Consider the following 17,001-nt stretch of genomic DNA (forward strand, 5'->3'; position numbering starts at 1 on the left):
CGCGTCCGGCCCGTTCGGCCGGTGGCCCGTCAGGGCCCGCCCAGCACCCGTGAGGCCCCGACCGGCAGGTCCCACAGGTCGTCGCGGTCCAGCCCCGCCGCCTGCCAGGCCGCCCGCACCCGGGTGAGGGGTTCCAGGACGGGCTCGGCGGAGAGGACGAACGTGCCCCAGTGCATCGGTGCCATGCGCCGGGCCCCCAGGTCCTGGGCCGCCTGGACCGCCTCCTCCGGATCGCAGTGGACGTCGCTGAGCCACCAGCGCGGGTCGTAGGCCCCGATGGGCAGGAGCGCGAGGTCGATGCCGGGATGGCGTCGGCCGATGCGGTCGAACCAGTGGCCGTAGCCGGTGTCGCCGGCGAAGTGGACGCGCTGTCCGTCGGGAGCGGTGATCACCCAGCCGCCCCAGAGGGAGCGGCAGGTGTCGGTGAGGGTCCGCTTGGACCAGTGGTGGGCGGGGACGAAGTCGAAGCGGACGCAGGCCGGCCGTCCCCCGCGTTCCCCGGCCGGGGTCTCCGCCGCCGCCCCCCTGGCCGCCAGTTCGGCACCCTCCCACCAGTCCAGTTCGGTGACGCGGGTGAACCGGCGGCGGTGGAACCAGCGGCCGAGGCCGGCCGGTACGAACACGGCGGTGTGGCGCGGGAGCCGGCGCAGGGTGGGGGCGTCGAGGTGGTCGTAGTGGTTGTGACTGATGACGACGGCGTCGACGGGCGGCAGCGCGCTCCAGGCGACGCCGACGGGAGTGATGCGGGCGGGGGTGCCGAGGATGCGGCGGGACCACACCGGGTCGGTCAGGACGGTGAGCCCCCCGATGCGGATGACCCAGCTGGCGTGCCCGGCCCAGGTGACGGCGACGGTGCGGGCGTCGACGGACGGCAGCGGGCCCGGCTCGAACGGCAGCCGGGGGATGTCGGCCAGGCCCTCCTCGCCGGGGCGCACGGACCCCTCGCAGGCGAAGCGGGCGAGCGCCTTGAGGCCGGGCAGCGGCGCGGTCAGCCGGTCGTGGAAGGTCCGTGGCCACACCCGCCGTTCGCCCAGCGGACGCGGGTCGGCGAGCGGGGGTGCCGCGGGTGCGAGGGGGGCCGCGGTGCCCACCGGGCGGGTCGCCGCTCCCGTCGTGGCGGCGGACGCGGCCCCGGCGGTGGCCGTCGGGCTGTTCGACTCGGACTTCTGCGTCATCGAAGAGGCTCCCGTCGCTGGGCGTCGTCACGGAGATCGTCGAAGACCGACCTCACCGTGTTCAGGGCGCGGCGCACATGCGGCAGGTCCAGCGGGGCGGCCGAGGTGAGGCATTGCGCGCGCTCGGCGTCCGTGCCGCCGAGCAGCGGGCCGGTGGAGAGGCGTACGCGCAGGGCCCCGAGGTCGTCGCCGAAGCGGTGGCCGCCGGGTGCGGGCATGCCGAGGCGCGCGGTCAGGAAGTCCTCCAGTTCCTGTGCGTCGCCCACTCCGTGGCAGGACAGGGCGGGTCGGAGCGGGCCGAGGTCGGTGTACAGGTGGCGGCCGGCCCTCGGGGGGCGGGCCAGCGCGCCCGCGGCCACCACGGCGGCCTGCACGGCGACCGCCACCCGGGCGTGGAGGCCCACGGAAGCGGCCACCCGCGCGGTGACGGCCTCGGGCTCGGTCAGCGCGTGGACCGCCACCGCGGCGACGGGCACGGCCACGCGGGCGCCGAGCGCGGTGAGGACGTCGAGCACGCGTGCGTGGAGGCCGTCGCCGTGGCCGTTCGCGGGGAAACGGACGACGGCGGCGGGCCAGCCGACCGGCAGCAGGGCGCCGGCGAGGTCGGAGACGACGGTGACCCGCTCGGGCAGCATCTCGGCAGGGCTCAGCAGCACGGTGTCGTGGGGGCGGTGCAGGGTGTCGCGCCAGGTCTCGTCGCTGACCAGGTGCAGGCCCTCGCCGGCGGCGGCCTCGACGGTCTCGTGCAGCACCTCGGGCGGCGCGACGGTGGCCGTGGGGTCGTCGGCGACGGACAGCACCAGCAGCCGCGGGTCGCCGCCCTCGGCGCGCACCCGGCGCACCGTCTCCAGCAGCGCGTACGGGTCGGGCACACCACCGCACTCGGCGGGCGTCGCCACATGGAAGACGCGTCTGCCCAGCAGACGCGCGCAGGGCGCCCACCAGGCGGCGCACGGACGCGGCACCAGCACGTCTCCGCCGAGCGCGGCGGTCAGGGCCAGCAGCAGCGCGGGGGCACCCGGGGCGGCGGCCACCCGGTCGGGCTCGGCGGGCAGCCCCCGGCGGGCGAACCAGCCGCAGGCGGCGTCCAGCAGGGCTCTGCCCCCGCCGACCGGCTCGGCCTCGGCACGGCTCGCCGCGGCGGCGACCACGGCGGTCAGCTCGGGCAGCACGGGGAGCCCGTCGCCGGGGAGGGGAGGCCCGTAGCGAACGGGCCCGTGGCCTTCGGGGTCCGTTCGCCGCATGCCTGCCTCCACCCGGACCCAGGAGCCCGCCGTCGCCGCCTGGATCTTCGTCGGTCTTCGGTCGATCTTCCGTCCCTCGGAATCGGAGTACCCACGGACCCCGTGCGCCATGGGCGCCCGCACGGGTCGCCCGGGTCACACCCGCCGACCGTGCCGGTCGGAGTGCCCCTGGCGCAGCCGGTGCACGGCGGCGCCGGCCGCGCCCGCGACGAGCACCCCTCCGGCGACCAGGGCGGGCACGGAACCGGTGAAGGCGCCCCCCTCGCCCGCCCGTACGCCGTGCTGGATCACCGGGCCGCCGCAGGGAGTGACGTGCGGCTCGGGGCAGGGTGACGGGGTGCCGCGGTGGGCGGCTCCGCGGGCGACGTCGAAGGTGGCGCTCCACGGCCCGTCCTGCCCGCCGGGGGGTGCGGGGCAGTCGCCGTCGACGGTCCACGCCGTGTCCGGCCCGGTCCCGTCGACTCCCTCGAAGTCATCGGGCGGGGAGATGCGGGCGGTGCCGCGGTAGGCGGGCCCACCGGCGGCGCGATCCCCCTCCCCGGGCACCTTCTGCAGGTGGACGGTGCCCTCGTCGAAGGCCGGGGAGGTCGCCTCCAGGGTCTCCGGCGCGGTCCCGTCCGGGGCGTCGCAGGAGACGGAGCCGGTGACCGCTCCGCCCGGCTGCACCGACCCCGGGGCGACCTCGGCGGCCGGCCCGGCAGCGGGCTCGGCGGCTCCCTGCGGCGCGACGGCCGCCACCGCGGCCCCGCTGAGCAGGACGACGGCCAGGACACGGGAGGTGCGGCGCATGGGACGGGCTCCTTCCGGGCGGCACGGCGTGTGCGTGCCCCCGCGGACATCACAGCCCGCCGGGCGCTGAGGCGCGCGCGGCCGTCCCCCATTGGCGGGACGAACGCGGCCGACCGGGTGACGGGGGGGACGCGCCGCGGCCGATGGAAGGTGCCCGGCGATCCGGTCGGCGTCGGCGGTCCGCGCGGACGGCCCGCTCGGGTGGCGCTTCGCGGCCCGGTCCCGGCGGCGGTGCCGCCCGGGGTGCGGACGCGCGCGGCGAGGGCGGGGGCGTCGTGGTGCGGGCGTCCTCGGGCCCTGCCACGTCCGCAGCCGTGTGGTGGCCGCCCGGTGCCCCAGGGGGTTCGGACGGAGCGTCGCCGGGAGCGCGAACCGGTCCGGGCAAGGCCCATAGCGGGCGCGGCCGGCCGCGAAAGGGTGCGGAGGCGCCCGCGATCCGACCGGGGGCGCCGCTCCCGCCCGCGCGGGCGGGAGCGGCGCGAGGTTTCCACCCGGCGTCCGCGGTGACCCGTCAGGCCCCGGCCGCGCCGGTGTCGCCGCCGGTCCGCCGGGTACGCAGGGGGGCACGTTCGAGGATCTGGAGGGAGACATGCAGCGAGGCAGCGACCGGATGAGCGTGTACCGCGACGAGGAGAGGAAGCACGAACTGCAGGGCCTGCTCCGCTCGGGCCACCCCACGCGCGTGGAGGAGTGGCACGACCCGGAGCCGGCCGCCGAGGACGACCCGCAGGTCTGGGGCGGCCCCGTGACGCCCGGCGCGGGGGGAGCGCCCCTGGAGGCGGTGCGGCTGGAGCTGGCCCGGATCCTGGGCCGCAGCGCCTTCCCGGCCGACGCGGCACGGCTGGCCGGCGTCCTGCACAGCAGGAACGCGCCGGACGCGCTCGTCGAGGCGCTCCGGACACTGCCGCGCCGGGAGCGCTACGGCAACGTGCAGGAGCTGGCCGAGGCGGTCACGGGAACGGCACGACGGCAGGGCGGCCGGTGAGCTCGATGCGACGACGCCGGCAGCCGCATCGACAGGGCCGCGGCCGGGACACCGGGCGGCACGAACCGCCGGAGGGCCGATCATGCGTGTCGCTTTCCTGACCGCACCGCAGGGCGTCGAGCAGGTCGAACTCACGGACCCCTGGCGGGCCGCGATCGACGCGGGCCACGAGCCGGTGCTGGTGTCGACGAGGCCCGGTGCGGTCCAGGCGTTCGACCACCTGGACAGAGCCGGCACCTTCGAGGTCGACGCGGTCGTCGGCGAGACCTCCGCCGACGCCTACGACGGGCTGGTCCTGCCCGGTGGCGTCGCCAACCCCGACTTCCTGCGGACGAACGCCGCGGCGGTGCGGTTCGCGAGGGACTTCTTCACCCTGGGCCGTCCGGTCGCCGCGATCTGCCACGCGCCGTGGACGCTGATCGAGGCCGACGTCGTCCGCGACCGCGTGCTGACGTCGTGGCCGAGTCTCAGGACGGACATCCGCAACGCGGGCGGCATCTGGGTGGACCTGCCGGTGAAGATCTGCGGGAACGGGCCGAACAAGCTGGTCACCAGCCGCCGGCCGGGTGATCTGAAGGCGTTCGACGAGGCCTTCCTCGAGGTGTTGGCCCAAGAGGCCGCCTGACGGACCCGCACCCGGTCGGGCCCTCGTGGCACGAGGACCCGACCGGGTGCGGATGCGCGAGGACATACCGACTCGGGGCGTGCCGGGACGCACCGACCCGTGCGCGGCTCCCGGCGGGGTGTGCCGCGCTCCGCCTGGGGCGGGCGCGCCCGCCGAGCGGCCCGAGCGCTCGGTGCCCGGTGCGACCGCCGCACGCTCGGCGGGTGCCGCAGGTCACGCGGGGGGTGCCGCGGACTCCCCGGCGCTGCGCTCCCGGGCACCCTCGCGGGTGCGTCCGGCGGCGACGGTGCGCCGTGGATTGCGGCGCAGGTACTCGCCCTCCAGCTGCGCCATGCGCTCGTTGTGGGCGCGCAGCGCGCCGCTCGAGCCGTACAGCAGGGTGTCGTGGCGCGTGCGGTGGATCGTCTCCAGCTCCCTCATCAGCTGCTGGTCGTCCAGTCGCGCCGGGTCGACTCCGCTCATGGTGGTGCCCTGTTCGTCGTCGCTACGTCGTGTTCGTCCCTGTGGTCCGGGTACCCACCCCGGTGAGCACACCACGACTTCCGAGCGGCATCCGGGAGGGAGCGATGGATCTCGCCTATCTGCATCCACTCTACGAACAAACCGGGCCCTGGGCCTCCGCGTACGTGGACCTCTCCCACCATGCCGGGGACCGGCGTGCCGAGGGCGGGCCGACGGCCCTCGCGATGGCCCGTGAGCTCGCGGCGCAGGGGGCGGACGAGGCGACGTGCCGGGCGGTGCGGAACGCCGTCGACGACCTGGCGCACTCCGGCGAACCGCAGGACCGTGCCCTGTTCGCCCGGTCCGGCGAGGTGGTGCTGGATCCACTGCTCGCCCGGCCCCCGCGGGGCGGCGGCTCGGCGCAGTGGGCCCGGCTGCCGCGGGTGGCGCCGCTGCTGGAGCTGGCCGGTGAGGACCCGGTGTGCGTGGTCGCCTACCTGGACCGCAGGGGCGCGGACTTCGAGCTGCGCGGCGCGCCCGCGGGCCACGAGGAGGGGGTGCTGCAGGGATGGCAGTGGCCGGTGCACCCGACCGGCCCGGCGGACCGGTCGGAACGGCAGTTCCAGCTGCGGGTGGAGAACGCCTGGGAACACAACGCGGCGGAGATCGCCGACGCGCTCGCCGTCTGCCAGGAGGAGACCGGCGCCGACCTGCTGATCCTGGTCGGGGACGAGCGCGAGCGGCGGGCCGTGCACGACCGGCTGCCGCAACGGCTCCGCGACCGGATCGTGGAGACCGGCCACGGCTCGGGCGGCAGGCTGACCGGCGAGGAGCTGGACCGGGCGCGCGCCGAACATGTGCGCCGCAGGGCGCGGGAGGACCTGGACCGGTTCCTGGCGGCCCGCGTCCCGGACGCCCGGGGCCGGGCCGGTGCCGTGGAGGGTGTGCCCGCTCTGGCGGAGGCCGCCCGTGAGCACCGCATCGACGAGTTGCTCATCCGCCCGCAGGGGCCGGACACGCGTCGCGAGGTGTGGATCGGTCAGGAGCCGGACCGGGTGGCGGTGCGCCGTGCGGAGCTGACGGCGCTCGGCACTCCCCACGCGTGGCCGGCCCGTGCCGACGACGCCCTGCTGCGGGCCGCGGTCGACGCCGGCGCGCCCGCCGTCTGTGTCACGCCGGCCCTGCGGGACGCCTCCGCGGACACGCCCTCCGGTGGTCTGGGCGCGCTGTTGCGCCGACGGTGACCCGCCCGGCGGACGGCGGGAGCGTCACGGCGGCCTTCAGCGCGCCCGCTCCACGCGCCGTTCGTCCCACACGGGGCCGGGTGTCTCCCGGACCCGGCCGTCGCTGCCGAAGACGAGGAACCGGTCGAAGGAGCGGGCGAACCAGCGGTCGTGGGTGACGGCGAGGACCGTGCCCTCGAAGGCCTCCAGCCCTTCCTGGAGAGCCTCGGCGGACTCCAGGTCGAGGTTGTCGGTCGGCTCGTCCAGCAGCAGGGCGGTGACCCCCTGGAGTTCCAGCAGCAGGATCTGGAAGCGGGCCTGCTGGCCGCCGGAGAGCCGGTCGAAGGTCTGCTCGGCCTGCTGGGTGAGTTCGTAGCGGCGCAGTCGGGGCATGGCCGCGCCGCGGTCCTGCGCGTGTTCGCGCCACAGGATGTCCAGGAGGGTGCGGCCGTGGAGTTCGGGGTGGGCATGGGTCTGCGCGAAGTGGCCGGGCACGACCCGTGCGCCGAGCTTCCACTGTCCCGTGTGCGCGACGTCGTCGCCGGCGAGCAGTCGCAGGAAGTGCGACTTGCCGGAGCCGTTGGAGCCGAGCACGGCGACCCGTTCGCCGAAGAAGACTTCCAGGTCGAAGGGTTTCATCAGGCCGGTCAGCTCCAGACCGGTGCAGGTGAGGGCGCGCCGGCCGGTCCGGCCGCCCCTCAGCCGCATCCTGATGTCCTGTTCGCGCGGCGGCTCGGGCGGCGGTCCGGCCTCCTCGAACCTGCGCAGCCGGGTCTGGGCGGCCCGGTAGCGGGACGCCAGGTCGGCGCTGTTCTCCGCGGCCTGGCGGAGGTTCAGCACCAGCTTCTTCAGCTGGGCGTGCTTCTCGTCCCAGCGCCTGCGCAACTCCTCGAAGCGGGCGAAGCGTTCGCGGCGCGCCTCGTGGAAGGTGGCGAAGCCGCCGCCGTGCACCCAGGCGTCGGCGCCGGCCGGGCCGGGCTCGACGGAGACGATCCTGTCCGCGGCGCGGGCGAGGAGTTCGCGGTCGTGGGAGACGAACAGGACGGTCTTGCGGGTCTCCTTCAGCCGCTCCTCCAGCCAGCGCTTCCCGGGCACGTCGAGGTAGTTGTCGGGCTCGTCGAGGAGGAGCACCTCGTCGGTGCCGCGCAGCAGCGCCTCCAGGACGAGCCGTTTCTGCTCGCCGCCGGACAGCGTGCTCACCTGCCGCCACTGGGCCTTCTCGTAGGGCGTGCCCAGGGCTGCGGTGGTGCACATGTCCCACAGGGTCTCGGCCTCGTAGCCGCGGGCCTCGGCCCAGTCGGCGAGTGCCTGCGCGTACCCGAGCTGTGCGGCCTCGTCGTCGACGGTCATGACGGCGTGCTCGGCGGCGTCGACGGCGCGCGCGGCCTCGCGGATGCGCGGCGGGGCGACGGAGACGAGCAGGTCGCGCACGGTCGTGTCGTCGCGTACGGAGCCCACGAACTGGCGCATCACACCGAGTCCGCCGCTGACGGTGACGCTGCCGCCGTGCGGCTTCAGCTCGCCGGAGATGAGCCTCAGGAGGGTGGTCTTGCCGGCGCCGTTGGGCCCGACGAGGGCGACGGCGGCGCCGTCGCCGACCCGGAAGGAGACGTCGCCGAGGAGAGCCCTCCCGTCGGGAAGGTAGTACTCCAGGTGCGCTGCTTCCAGGTGTCCCATGAGGTCGCATTCTGCGGGCGGGCCGCGCGCCCGGGCAAACGCTTATCCGCCGCGCCCGTGCCGCTCCCCGCACCACTCGTCCCGCCGTGTCCCGGCGGGCCGGTGGCCGAGCCCGTTCCACAGGGCGCGCAAAGGACCGTCCGGCCGCGCGCGGGACCGGGCCGCCCCGTCCGTCCGGCGCACCGAGCGTGCTTCCGTGCCGGAGGTCAGGGGCCGGCCACCGGGTGGCCGGTCGGGCCCGCCGCCCCGGACGGGGTCACCGTCTCGCCCGCCCATGTCAGGGCCTTCCACCCGTCGGACGGGGAGCCCTCCAGGACGACCACGCCGGTGTTCCTCAACGGGTGCGTGGCGGCGAACGGGACGTCGACGTTGTCGACACGGGCGGCGGTCCACATGCGGATCGCGGCGCCGTGACTGACGAGGGCGACCGTGCCCGCCTGGAGAGCCGCGGCCTCGGCGACCACGGCGTCGTAGCGGCGCAGCGCCTCGTCGCCGTTCTCTCCGCCCGGGATGCGCAGCGCGGTCCGCCCGGACGACCAGGCGAACACCGTCCTCATGTAGAGCTCCCCCCGCTCGGAGTCGCCGCGCAGCATCTCCAGGTCGCCCGCGGAGATCTCGCGGATGCCGTCGCGGACGGTGACCTCCAGGCCGCGGGCCACGGCCAGCGGGGCGGCGGTGAGCTGGGTGCGGACGAGCGTGGAGGCGAACACGGCGCCGATGTCCTCGTGGGCGAGGGCCGTGGGAAGGGCGGCGGCCTGCCGCTCGCCGAGGTCGGTCAGACCTGGTCCGGGGACGCCGGTGTCGAGGACGTACTCCAGGTTGGAGGGGGTCTCGCCGTGGCGGATGAGGAGCAGGCGCATGCAGGGTTCCTCCGGGCGGGCGATCCGCCGGTCGGGAAACGGCCACTTCAGGGTACCCGGGGCGGTATGAGCCCTGATGTCGACCTCACCACGCCCCTGTCCGCCCGTCACCGGCTGCGCGAGAAGTTGCTGGCCCTCGACTCCCGGCTGTTCGAGTTCGCCGCCGAACGGCACTGGCCCGCCGCCGGGCCGGTGCTGCCGCGGCTGAGCAGGAGTGCCAACCACGGGGTGCTGTGGTTCGCGACGGCCGCGGCGATCGCGGTGAGCGGTACCCCGCGGGCCCGCCGTGCCGCCGCCCGGGGAGCGGCGTCCCTCGCTCTGGCGTCGCTGGCCGTCAACACGCTCGGCAAGCGCTCGGTGCGCCGCCCCCGCCCGGTCCTGGACCCGGTTCCGCTGGTGCGGCGGCTGAAGCGGCAGCCGATCACCACGTCGTTCCCGTCGGGGCACGCTGCGTCGGCTGCCGCGTTCGCGACCGGGGTGGCGCTGGAGTCGCCGGGGTGGGGCGCGGCGGTCGCCCCGCTGGCGCTGTCGGTGGTGATGTCCCGCGTGTACACGGGCGTCCACTTCCCGAGCGATGTGCTGGCCGGTGCGGTGCTGGGCATGGGCGCCGCGTACGCCGGCCGGGCGCTGGTTCCGACACGGGCTCAGCTCGGCCCGCCGGCCCGGCCCCGCGCCACGGCACCCGTGCTGCCCGACGGAGAGGGGCTGGTGCTGGTCGCCAACACGGCGGCGGGCACCGCGGAACGGGTGCGGGCCCTGGTGTCCCAGCTGCCCGCCGCGCAACTCGTGGAGTGCGAACCGGGTGTTGTGGCTGCCGAGTTGGAGAAGGCCGCGACCCGGGCCCAGGTCCTCGGGGTGTGCGGCGGCGACGGCACGGTCAACACGGCGGCCGAGGTCGCCCTGCGGCACGGGCTGCCGCTGGCCGTCCTGCCGGGCGGCACCCTCAACCACTTCGCCTACGACCTCGGTGTCGAGGGTTCCCGGGACCTGGCGGAGGCGCTGACCCGGGGCGAGGCGGTCCATGTGGACGTGGGCCGCTTCACCTCGGGCGAGCGGCGCGGCATCTTCCTCAACACCCTGAGCCTGGGCGTGTATCCGGAGCTGGTGCAGGTGCGGGAGCAGTGGTCGGACCGGATCGGCGGCTGGCCGGCCGGGGTGCTCGCGGCGCTCCGCGTGCTCCGCGCCGACCGGCATCCGCTGCACACGGAGCTCCGCGGACGGAGGCACCCGCTGTGGCTGCTGTTCGCCGGCAACGGCACCTACCACCGCATGGGGCTCGCCGCGGGCCGCCGGCTGGACCTGGCGGACGGGCGGCTCGACGTGCGGGTCGTGCACGGGGGCCGCTGGCCGGCGCTGCGTCTGCTGGCCGCGGCGGTGGCGGGCCCGCTGACCCGCTCCCCCGTGCACGCCGCCGTCCAGGTGCCCCGGATCCGCCTGGACGGCGTCGCGCCGGGGACGCTGCTCGCCTACGACGGTGAGGTCGCCGAGGCGGCGGACGAGGTGACGGTGGACAAGCTGCCGCAGGCGCTCGTCGTCTACCGGCCGATCCCGCAGAACTGACCCTGGAACCGCCGCTGGGTCGACCCCCCGGCGGCTCACATCGTGGACCTTACGTCTCACCATGCGGCCACAACGCGTACGGTGTCGCCCATCGCCCCGCCGGGTCGAACCCCGGCGGGGGCCGGCGCGAGCAGAGGGGCACACCATGACGCAACCGCGGGAGACGGCCGTCTACACGCACGGGCACCACGAGTCCGTGCTCCGGTCGCACACCTGGCGCACCGCCGCCAACTCGGCGGCGTACCTGCTCGGCGTCCTCCGGCCCCGCACGCGGATCCTGGACATCGGCTGCGGTCCGGGCACGATCACCGCCGACCTGGCCGCGCTGGTCCCCGACGGGCAGGTCGTCGGGGTCGACCGGGCACCGCGGATCCTGGACCGGGCACGGGCCACGGCCGCCGCGCGCGGCGTACGGAACGTCGGCTTCGCGGTCGGCGACGCGCACGCCCTCGCGCACCCCGACGACGTGTTCGGGGTCGTCCACGCCCACCAGGTGCTGCAGCACGTGGGCGACCCGGTGCAGGTACTGCGGGAGATGAGGCGGGTGACCGCGCCGGGCGGGTTCGTCGCGGCGCGCGACGCCGACTACGCGGCCATGACCTGGTATCCGCAGGTGCCCGGGCTGGACGACTGGCTGGCACTGTACCGGCGGGTGGCCCGTGCCGGCGGCGGCGAGCCGGACGCCGGGCGCCGTCTGAGGGCGTGGGCGCTCCGGGCGGGCTTCACCGACGTCACCGCCACCTCCGGCACCTGGACGTACGCCTCACCCGAGGAGCGCCGCTGGTGGAGCGAACTGTGGGCGGATCGCACGGTGGCCTCCTCCTACGCCGGGCTGGCGGTCGACGGGGGGCACGCCACCGCGGCCGAGCTGCGCGCGGTGGCGGACGCCTGGCGGGAGTGGGGGCGACAGGAGGAGGGCTGGTTCGCCGTGCTCCACGGAGAGATTCTGTGCCGGAAGGATCCGTGACGTTCCATCGGATCCGGTCCCCCTGTTTTCCGGGCCGTTTTCGGGACACACGGAATGACAGGAGGTTGACATCATGGTTCCCATTCTGCTGGTACTACTGCTGGCGGCAATCCTGTTCGGTCTCGGCTTTGCGGTGAAAGTGCTCTGGTGGATCGCACTCATCGTTCTCGTCGTATGGCTGCTGGGATTCCTGATGCGTGGCACGTCCGCGAGCGGGGGCAGGGGCCGCTGGTACCGGTGGTGAGGCGCCCGGGGCGGGGTGCGCGCCGGGCCACCTCCCCGGGGCGCACCGGCCGACCGGCCCAGGGGCGCCGCAGCAGGCCCCGGGTCGGCGCCGCATGACGCCGGGCCACCGGCGGCGCCGACCCGGGGCCTGCTGCGGGGCACGCCTCCCCTCCCGGGACCGCCGCCGCACCACGCGCCCGGCGGGCGCCGGCGGTCACTCGTACTCGTCCTCCACGAAGGAATACGCAGCCCACGGACCGGTGAGTTCCACCCGGATTCCCGGAGCCACGCCCTTGGCGCGGTCCACGGCTTCCACGAATTCCTCGCAACGGATTCGCGGGACGAGATAGGCGGCATTGAGGACAGGGCGCCCGAATGTTTCCGACTCGTCGGACGGCGCAGCATTCTCCGGTGGGTTGATCCGGGAATCCTCCGCGTACCCGGAAAGTTCCGCGTGCAGCCGCCCGGCGAATTGTTCCGCCGCCTGCCGCTCGTTCTCCCCGGGGCCCGCGTCCTGTTCCACCCCGGTTTCGGCGTACACCTGCACACCCCATTCCACCCGCCCCTCCAGCCGGTCCAGGGTGCGGTTCAGGACGTCCTCCCGTTCCTCGATCATCGTGCGGACGCCGCTGTCGTCCCGGAAGACGGTGCCCGGCCGCAGGGGCAGCGGGGTCGTCACGACGGTGAGCGCGTCGACGACGCCCTGATGGGCGCGGGCGGTCGCGGTCAGCCAGTCGGGGTCCTCCAGGCGGGCCCGCAGCGGCTCCTCGGCGAAGTCGCTCGCCGGGACCTCGCTGAACACGGCGACGAGGCCGTGATGGACGAGCCGCCGGGGCGGGGCACCGGCCACCCCCGTCAGCTGTGTCTGCAGCGGCGCGCCGAAGGGCCGGCAGACGGCGTACACGTACCGCAGCCCGGTCATGGGTCTCCTCCCTGCGACGGACGGACGACGACGGCTCGTGGACCGCCGGCAGCCTCCGCCCGCTCCCGTCCGGGGCGGGTTCGCCGCGCCGGCAAGCCACGGGGGACGCTCCCGGATCGTCCTGCCACCAGTCGACGCCCCTCTCCTCGGCCTTGTCCACAAAGGCGGCGACGGGCCGCCCGGGGTAGGCGACGGGAGGTGCTGGGACCGGGACGCGTCCGTGCCGCCCGTGCCGCCCTCGGCCTCCCTCTCGTCGCCGCGGACGGCGTCGCCGTCGCGAGGATCACGCCACCGGTCTCCGCCCGGCCTCCCCCTTCAGGGTGACAAGGCGAGCGGAATTCGTCAGGTCGAGCGGACTCGCCCGTCCCGGGCATGCCCGGGCACGGCACCACCGGCCGCACCCGGCACGGCTCGCACAGGGCTGCCGGACGCACCGGATCCGGCTCACGCGGCACGAGGGAGCCCACGAAATCCGGCTCGTACCCCGGCGCCGGGCGCACGGGATCCGGCACCGCGGGGCGCCGACGCGGCGCGGTGCGGGTGTCCGTCCGGGGCGGGCACCGGGTCCGTGCGGTGGGTTCCGGTGCATCGGCGCCCGGCCGGCGGGGTGCGCGCGCCGGTCGCGTTCACGGCGCGATCGCCTCTTCGACCAGCAGCTTGCCGGCCGCGGCGATCGACTCCGCGTCGATACCGGCGGCGCGCAGTTGCTCGGCGGGGCTCGCCGAACCGGGCATCGTGCGCACCGCGAGCCGGGCCGTGCGCGGCTGCGGGCGTCCGTCGCAGAACGCCTCGGCCACGGCGTCGCCGAGGCCGCCCTCGGGACGATGGTCCTCGACGGTGAGCAGGCAGCCCGTCTCCTGCGCGGCCAGCCGCAGGGTGGGACGGTCGACGGGCTTGACCGAGTACAGGTCGATCACCCGGACCGGGATGCCGTCGCCGGCGAGCGCGTCGGCCGCGGCGAGCGCCTCCGGAACGGTGATCCCGGCGGCGACGACCGTCAGCCGGTCCCGGTCGGAGGAGCGCAGCACCTTGCTGCCGCCGACGGGGAACTCCTCGTCGGGGCCGTAGATCACCGGCGTCCCGCCGCGCAGGGTGCGCAGGTAGCGGATGCCGTCCAGGCCGGCCATGGCGGCCACGAGCCGGGCGGTCTGGTTGGCGTCGCAGGGGTGCAGCACGGTCGAGCCGTGCACCGCCCGCATCATCGCCAGGTCCTCCAGGCCCATCTGGCTCGGTCCGTCCTGCCCGATGGAGACCCCGGCGTGCGAGCCGACCAGATTGAGGCTCGCGCCACTGACGGAGGCCATGCGCACGAAGTCGTGGGCACGGGTGAGGAAGGCCGCGAACGTGGCGGCGTACGGCACCCGGCCGCGTGCCGCCAGGCCGACCGCGGCGGCCACCATCTGCTGTTCGGCGATGTAGCACTCGAAGTAGCGGTCGGGATGCTCCTTGGCGAAGAACTCGGTGCGCGTGGAGTCGCCCACCTCCCCGTCCAGGGCCACGACGTCGTCGCGCGCGGTTCCGAGGGCGGCGAGCGCGCGGCCGTAGGCGTCCCGGGTGGGCACCTCGTCGCCCGGGTCCCAGCGGGGCAGCTCGACGGGGGCGGTGGACACGGAGTGCAGCGCCCGCGCGGCGGGCGGCTGGTGGACCTCGACCCGCAGCGCGCGCGGTCCGCCGAGTTCCCGGATCGCCTCGTCGGCGTCCGGCAACGGCTTGCCGTGCAGGCCCTCGCGGTCCTGGACGCCCTCGACCCCTTTGCCCTTGAGGGTGCGGGCGAGGATCACGGTCGGCTGCCCCCGGGTGGACAGCGCCTCGCCGTAGGCGCGGTCGATCGCATCCACGTCGTGTCCGTCGATCTCGACGGTGTGCCAGCCGAAGGCCTGGAAGCGGCGGGCGTAGGCGTCGAGGTCGTGGCCGTGCCGGGTCGGACCGCGCTGGCCGAGCCGGTTGACGTCGACGACGGCGACGAGGTTGTCCAGATGCTCGTAGGCCGCGTGTTCGGCGGCCTCCCACACAGATCCCTCGGCGAGTTCGCTGTCACCGGTCAGCACCCACACCCGGTAGCCGGTGTGGTCCAGCCGCTTCCCGGACAGCGCGATGCCGACGCCGACCGGCAGCCCCTGCCCGAGGGAGCCGGTGGCCGTCTCCACCCACGGCAGCCGCTGCGGGGTGGGGTGCCCTTCCAGGCGGCTGCCGAGTTCGCGGAAGGTGAGGAGTGCGTCGTCGTCGAGGGCGCCGGCCGCCCTGTAGGCGGCGTACAGCAGCGGCGAGGCGTGCCCCTTGGACAGGACGAAGCGGTCGTTGCCGGGGTGGGCGGGGCGGTCGAAGTCGTAGCGGAGGTGGTGGGCGAGGAGGACGGCCATCAGGTCCGCCGCGGACATCGACGACGTCGGGTGCCCGGATCCCGCAGCGTCCGCGGCGCGCACGCTGTCCACCCGCAACTGCTGTCCCAGCTCCAGGAGTTCGCCGGTGTTCATCGGTCTCCTTCCCTGTGGTCGGGAGCATCGGTGCGCCGGACCGGTCCGGGAGCGGGATGCTCCTCGAAGAGCGTGTCGGGCGCGGGCTGGTTCCTGGCGGGCTCACCGCCGGGCTGGTTCTTCGCCGGCTCACCGCCCGGCTGGTTCTTCGCCGGCTCACCGCCCGGCTGGTTCTTCGCCGGCTCACCGCCCGGTTGGTTCCGGGCCGGTTCCGCGGTCGTGTCCCGCTCGGTGGCCGCACCGGGCCCCGAGCCCGCGCCGGACGTCGTCCCCGCGGCGGATCCGGCTGCCGGGGCGCCGGGCGTGCCGGCCTGCCCGTCCGCCCGGCCCGGCACGCGCGCCAGTTCCGGCGACGCCGTGTCCAAAGGCACCGACCAGGACCGGACGAGCCCCAACTGGACGGCCTGGCGCGGCAGTACGGCGTCCAGCAGCCAGTCCGCGGCGACCCGGACGCGATTGCCGGGCATGGCCGCGAGATGGTAGCCGCGGGTGACCGCGCCGGCCACCGGACCGGCCAGCGGCACACCCAGCGGGTTGGCCGCGGCCTTGACGCCGCCGAGGTCGACGACGAAGCCCTTGTCCCGGTGCCGGTACGGGTGCAGCTCGCCGCCGTTCAGCGAGGCCGCGACATTGCGGCCGGCCGACCTGCCCTGGCGCCAGGCGTGCTGCGCGGTCGGCGGCGTGTACTCACCCGGGTTCTCCAGGTCGGGCACGGCCGCGGCGTCGCCGCACGCGAACACCTCCGGCCTGCCCGGGACACGCAGCGTGGGCTCGACGAGGAGCCGACCGCGCTCCATCGGCAGCCCGAGGGAGTCCGCCAGCGGGTCGGGGCGCACGCCGACGCACCACACGAGGGTCCGGGTGTCGACGAACTCGCCGTCGGTGAGCAGGACACCGTCGTGCGTGGCCTCCTTCACCGACGTGCCCATGCGCACGTCGACACCCCGCTCGCGCAGTACCCGGTCGGCGGTGCGCGACATCCGCCCGTCCAGCTCCGGCAGGACCCGGTCGGCGATGTCCAGCAGCATCCAGCGCGGTCGCACGGCCTGACGCAGGGGGTGTCTGCGCACCAGCGCGTCGGTGAAGAGCTTGCCCTGTGCGGCGACCTCGGTGCCGGTGTATCCGGCGCCGACCACGACGAAGGTGCAGCGCGCCCGGCAGTCGGCCGGGTCCTCGGCGGCGGCTGCGAGTTCGACCTGCCGGGTGACATGGTCCCGCAGGTAGAGCGCCTCTGGCAGGCCGCGGAAGCCGTGCGCGTGCTCGGCGACGCCGGGAATGGGCAGCAGCTTGTTGACGCTGCCGGCGGCGAGCACCAGCCGGTCGTAGCCGAGACTGCCGGCCCCGCCCTCGGGGTCGGTGTAGTGCACCGTACGGGCGTCCAGGTCGATGCGGTCGGCCTCGCCGAGCGCCAGCCGCACGTGCGGCAGGGTGCCGGACAGGGACACGGTGACGCGGCGCGGTTCGAGGATGCCTGCGGCCACCTGGGGCAGCAGCGGCAGGTAGAGGAAGTAGTCGGTCGGGTTGAGCACGGTGATGTCGGCCCTGCCCCGGGCGAGCCCGGCCAGGGTGCGGGCCGTGCGGTATCCGGCGAAGCCGGCACCGACGATCACGATGCTGGGTCGACTCACGGTTCGCCTCCGGCGTCATGGGTCTCGAAACGAGAGTGTCCGCGTTTCCCCCGCCCGGGGCGTCAAACGTGCCCCGGCTCGACGAGGTCCGGCCAAAGGGCGTGCGCGCCCGTCCCCCGGGCACTTGGCGGGCGGCCTCACCCCTCGTCGCGGGGTCACCCCCTGCGCGAGCACCACCGCGAGGTGCTCCTGCCCGCCGCGCCGCG

At 75.5% G+C, this 17,001-nt stretch carries 15 protein-coding genes; 6 read left to right on the forward strand and 9 right to left on the reverse strand.

All coding sequences use genetic code 11. From position 1 onward, the window contains the following. Positions 1 to 29: 29 nt before the first annotated feature. The 3 genes from JS756_RS10205 to JS756_RS10215 all read right to left on the reverse strand — a co-directional run bounded on the left by JS756_RS10205 (position 30) and on the right by JS756_RS10215 (position 3,208). A complete protein-coding gene (locus JS756_RS10205; protein WP_205382702.1) occupies positions 30 to 1,175 on the reverse strand; it encodes an MBL fold metallo-hydrolase in 1,146 nt (381 codons plus the stop codon). Then, positions 1,172 to 2,419 (reverse strand): aminotransferase class I/II-fold pyridoxal phosphate-dependent enzyme, encoded by a 1,248-nt coding sequence (locus JS756_RS10210; RefSeq protein WP_205382703.1) that lies wholly within the window; start codon positions 2,417 to 2,419, stop codon positions 1,172 to 1,174. Before JS756_RS10210 ends, JS756_RS10205 begins: the two co-directional genes overlap by 4 nt. A gap of 135 nt (positions 2,420 to 2,554) precedes the next feature. Further along, positions 2,555 to 3,208 (reverse strand): hypothetical protein, encoded by a 654-nt coding sequence (locus JS756_RS10215; protein WP_205382704.1) that lies wholly within the window; start codon positions 3,206 to 3,208, stop codon positions 2,555 to 2,557. A 589-nt stretch (positions 3,209 to 3,797) separates the two neighbouring features. Between JS756_RS10215 and JS756_RS10220 the strand changes: the two genes are divergently transcribed. Together JS756_RS10220 and JS756_RS10225 are read left to right on the forward strand one after the other, a co-directional pair. Further along, positions 3,798 to 4,193, forward strand: coding sequence for a DUF2795 domain-containing protein (locus JS756_RS10220; RefSeq protein ID WP_205382705.1), 396 nt, complete (start codon positions 3,798 to 3,800; stop codon positions 4,191 to 4,193). An 82-nt stretch (positions 4,194 to 4,275) separates the two neighbouring features. Continuing rightward, positions 4,276 to 4,818, forward strand: a complete 543-nt coding sequence (locus tag JS756_RS10225) for a type 1 glutamine amidotransferase domain-containing protein (RefSeq protein ID WP_205382706.1) — start codon at positions 4,276 to 4,278, stop codon at positions 4,816 to 4,818. 213 nt (positions 4,819 to 5,031) lie between these two features. Here JS756_RS10225 and JS756_RS10230 read toward each other — a convergent pair whose 3' ends face one another. Then, on the reverse strand, positions 5,032 to 5,280 hold the full coding sequence (locus tag JS756_RS10230; RefSeq protein ID WP_205382707.1) for a DUF6158 family protein: 249 nt from the start codon (positions 5,278 to 5,280) through the stop codon (positions 5,032 to 5,034). A gap of 104 nt (positions 5,281 to 5,384) precedes the next feature. Between JS756_RS10230 and JS756_RS10235 the strand changes: the two genes are divergently transcribed. Continuing rightward, entirely contained in the window at positions 5,385 to 6,503 is a 1,119-nt protein-coding gene (locus tag JS756_RS10235; protein ID WP_205382708.1) for a baeRF2 domain-containing protein, read from the forward strand. Between the two features lie 36 nt (positions 6,504 to 6,539). Here JS756_RS10235 and JS756_RS10240 read toward each other — a convergent pair whose 3' ends face one another. After that, a complete protein-coding gene (locus JS756_RS10240) occupies positions 6,540 to 8,159 on the reverse strand; it encodes an ABC-F family ATP-binding cassette domain-containing protein (protein WP_205382709.1) in 1,620 nt (539 codons plus the stop codon). A gap of 206 nt (positions 8,160 to 8,365) precedes the next feature. Beyond that, positions 8,366 to 9,019, reverse strand: a complete 654-nt coding sequence (locus JS756_RS10245; RefSeq protein WP_205382710.1) for a histidine phosphatase family protein — start codon at positions 9,017 to 9,019, stop codon at positions 8,366 to 8,368. 66 nt (positions 9,020 to 9,085) lie between these two features. Here JS756_RS10245 and JS756_RS10250 point away from each other — a divergent pair, with 66 nt between their 5' ends. The 3 genes from JS756_RS10250 (at position 9,086) to JS756_RS10260 (ending at position 11,790) form a co-directional block, all read left to right on the forward strand. Continuing rightward, positions 9,086 to 10,579, forward strand: coding sequence for a bifunctional phosphatase PAP2/diacylglycerol kinase family protein (locus JS756_RS10250; RefSeq protein WP_205382711.1), 1,494 nt, complete (start codon positions 9,086 to 9,088; stop codon positions 10,577 to 10,579). Between the two features lie 145 nt (positions 10,580 to 10,724). Continuing rightward, positions 10,725 to 11,546, forward strand: a complete 822-nt coding sequence (locus JS756_RS10255; RefSeq protein ID WP_205382712.1) for a methyltransferase domain-containing protein — start codon at positions 10,725 to 10,727, stop codon at positions 11,544 to 11,546. A gap of 73 nt (positions 11,547 to 11,619) precedes the next feature. After that, a complete protein-coding gene (locus tag JS756_RS10260; RefSeq protein WP_205382713.1) occupies positions 11,620 to 11,790 on the forward strand; it encodes a hydrophobic protein in 171 nt (56 codons plus the stop codon). Between the two features lie 195 nt (positions 11,791 to 11,985). Here JS756_RS10260 and JS756_RS10265 read toward each other — a convergent pair whose 3' ends face one another. The 3 genes from JS756_RS10265 to JS756_RS10275 form a co-directional block, all read right to left on the reverse strand. After that, positions 11,986 to 12,693 (reverse strand): GvpL/GvpF family gas vesicle protein, encoded by a 708-nt coding sequence (locus JS756_RS10265; protein ID WP_205382714.1) that lies wholly within the window; start codon positions 12,691 to 12,693, stop codon positions 11,986 to 11,988. A gap of 626 nt (positions 12,694 to 13,319) precedes the next feature. Further along, a complete protein-coding gene (locus JS756_RS10270; protein WP_205382715.1) occupies positions 13,320 to 15,167 on the reverse strand; it encodes a transketolase in 1,848 nt (615 codons plus the stop codon). Next, positions 15,164 to 16,795, reverse strand: a complete 1,632-nt coding sequence (locus tag JS756_RS10275; protein ID WP_438817295.1) for an NAD(P)/FAD-dependent oxidoreductase — start codon at positions 16,793 to 16,795, stop codon at positions 15,164 to 15,166. Before JS756_RS10275 ends, JS756_RS10270 begins: the two co-directional genes overlap by 4 nt. Positions 16,796 to 17,001: the final 206 nt, after the last annotated feature.

The organism is Streptomyces actuosus, from assembly GCF_016921115.1.
In the GTDB taxonomy this organism is placed as follows: Bacteria; Actinomycetota; Actinomycetes; order Streptomycetales; family Streptomycetaceae; genus Streptomyces; species Streptomyces actuosus_A.

What these genes read in the sequence shown, in the direction of transcription:
- JS756_RS10205 (WP_205382702.1), bottom strand. Translation starts at nt 1,175, where the DNA reads ATGACGCAGAAGTCCGAGTCGAACAGCCCGACGGCCACCGCCGGGGCC.
- JS756_RS10210 (WP_205382703.1), bottom strand. Translation starts at nt 2,419, where the DNA reads ATGCGGCGAACGGACCCCGAAGGCCACGGGCCCGTTCGCTACGGGCCT.
- JS756_RS10215 (WP_205382704.1), bottom strand. Translation starts at nt 3,208, where the DNA reads ATGCGCCGCACCTCCCGTGTCCTGGCCGTCGTCCTGCTCAGCGGGGCC.
- JS756_RS10220 (WP_205382705.1), top strand. Translation starts at nt 3,798, where the DNA reads ATGCAGCGAGGCAGCGACCGGATGAGCGTGTACCGCGACGAGGAGAGG.
- JS756_RS10225 (WP_205382706.1), top strand. Translation starts at nt 4,276, where the DNA reads ATGCGTGTCGCTTTCCTGACCGCACCGCAGGGCGTCGAGCAGGTCGAA.
- JS756_RS10230 (WP_205382707.1), bottom strand. Translation starts at nt 5,280, where the DNA reads ATGAGCGGAGTCGACCCGGCGCGACTGGACGACCAGCAGCTGATGAGG.
- JS756_RS10235 (WP_205382708.1), top strand. Translation starts at nt 5,385, where the DNA reads ATGGATCTCGCCTATCTGCATCCACTCTACGAACAAACCGGGCCCTGG.
- JS756_RS10240 (WP_205382709.1), bottom strand. Translation starts at nt 8,159, where the DNA reads ATGGGACACCTGGAAGCAGCGCACCTGGAGTACTACCTTCCCGACGGG.
- JS756_RS10245 (WP_205382710.1), bottom strand. Translation starts at nt 9,019, where the DNA reads ATGCGCCTGCTCCTCATCCGCCACGGCGAGACCCCCTCCAACCTGGAG.
- JS756_RS10250 (WP_205382711.1), top strand. Translation starts at nt 9,086, where the DNA reads ATGAGCCCTGATGTCGACCTCACCACGCCCCTGTCCGCCCGTCACCGG.
- JS756_RS10255 (WP_205382712.1), top strand. Translation starts at nt 10,725, where the DNA reads ATGACGCAACCGCGGGAGACGGCCGTCTACACGCACGGGCACCACGAG.
- JS756_RS10260 (WP_205382713.1), top strand. Translation starts at nt 11,620, where the DNA reads ATGGTTCCCATTCTGCTGGTACTACTGCTGGCGGCAATCCTGTTCGGT.
- JS756_RS10265 (WP_205382714.1), bottom strand. Translation starts at nt 12,693, where the DNA reads ATGACCGGGCTGCGGTACGTGTACGCCGTCTGCCGGCCCTTCGGCGCG.
- JS756_RS10270 (WP_205382715.1), bottom strand. Translation starts at nt 15,167, where the DNA reads ATGAACACCGGCGAACTCCTGGAGCTGGGACAGCAGTTGCGGGTGGAC.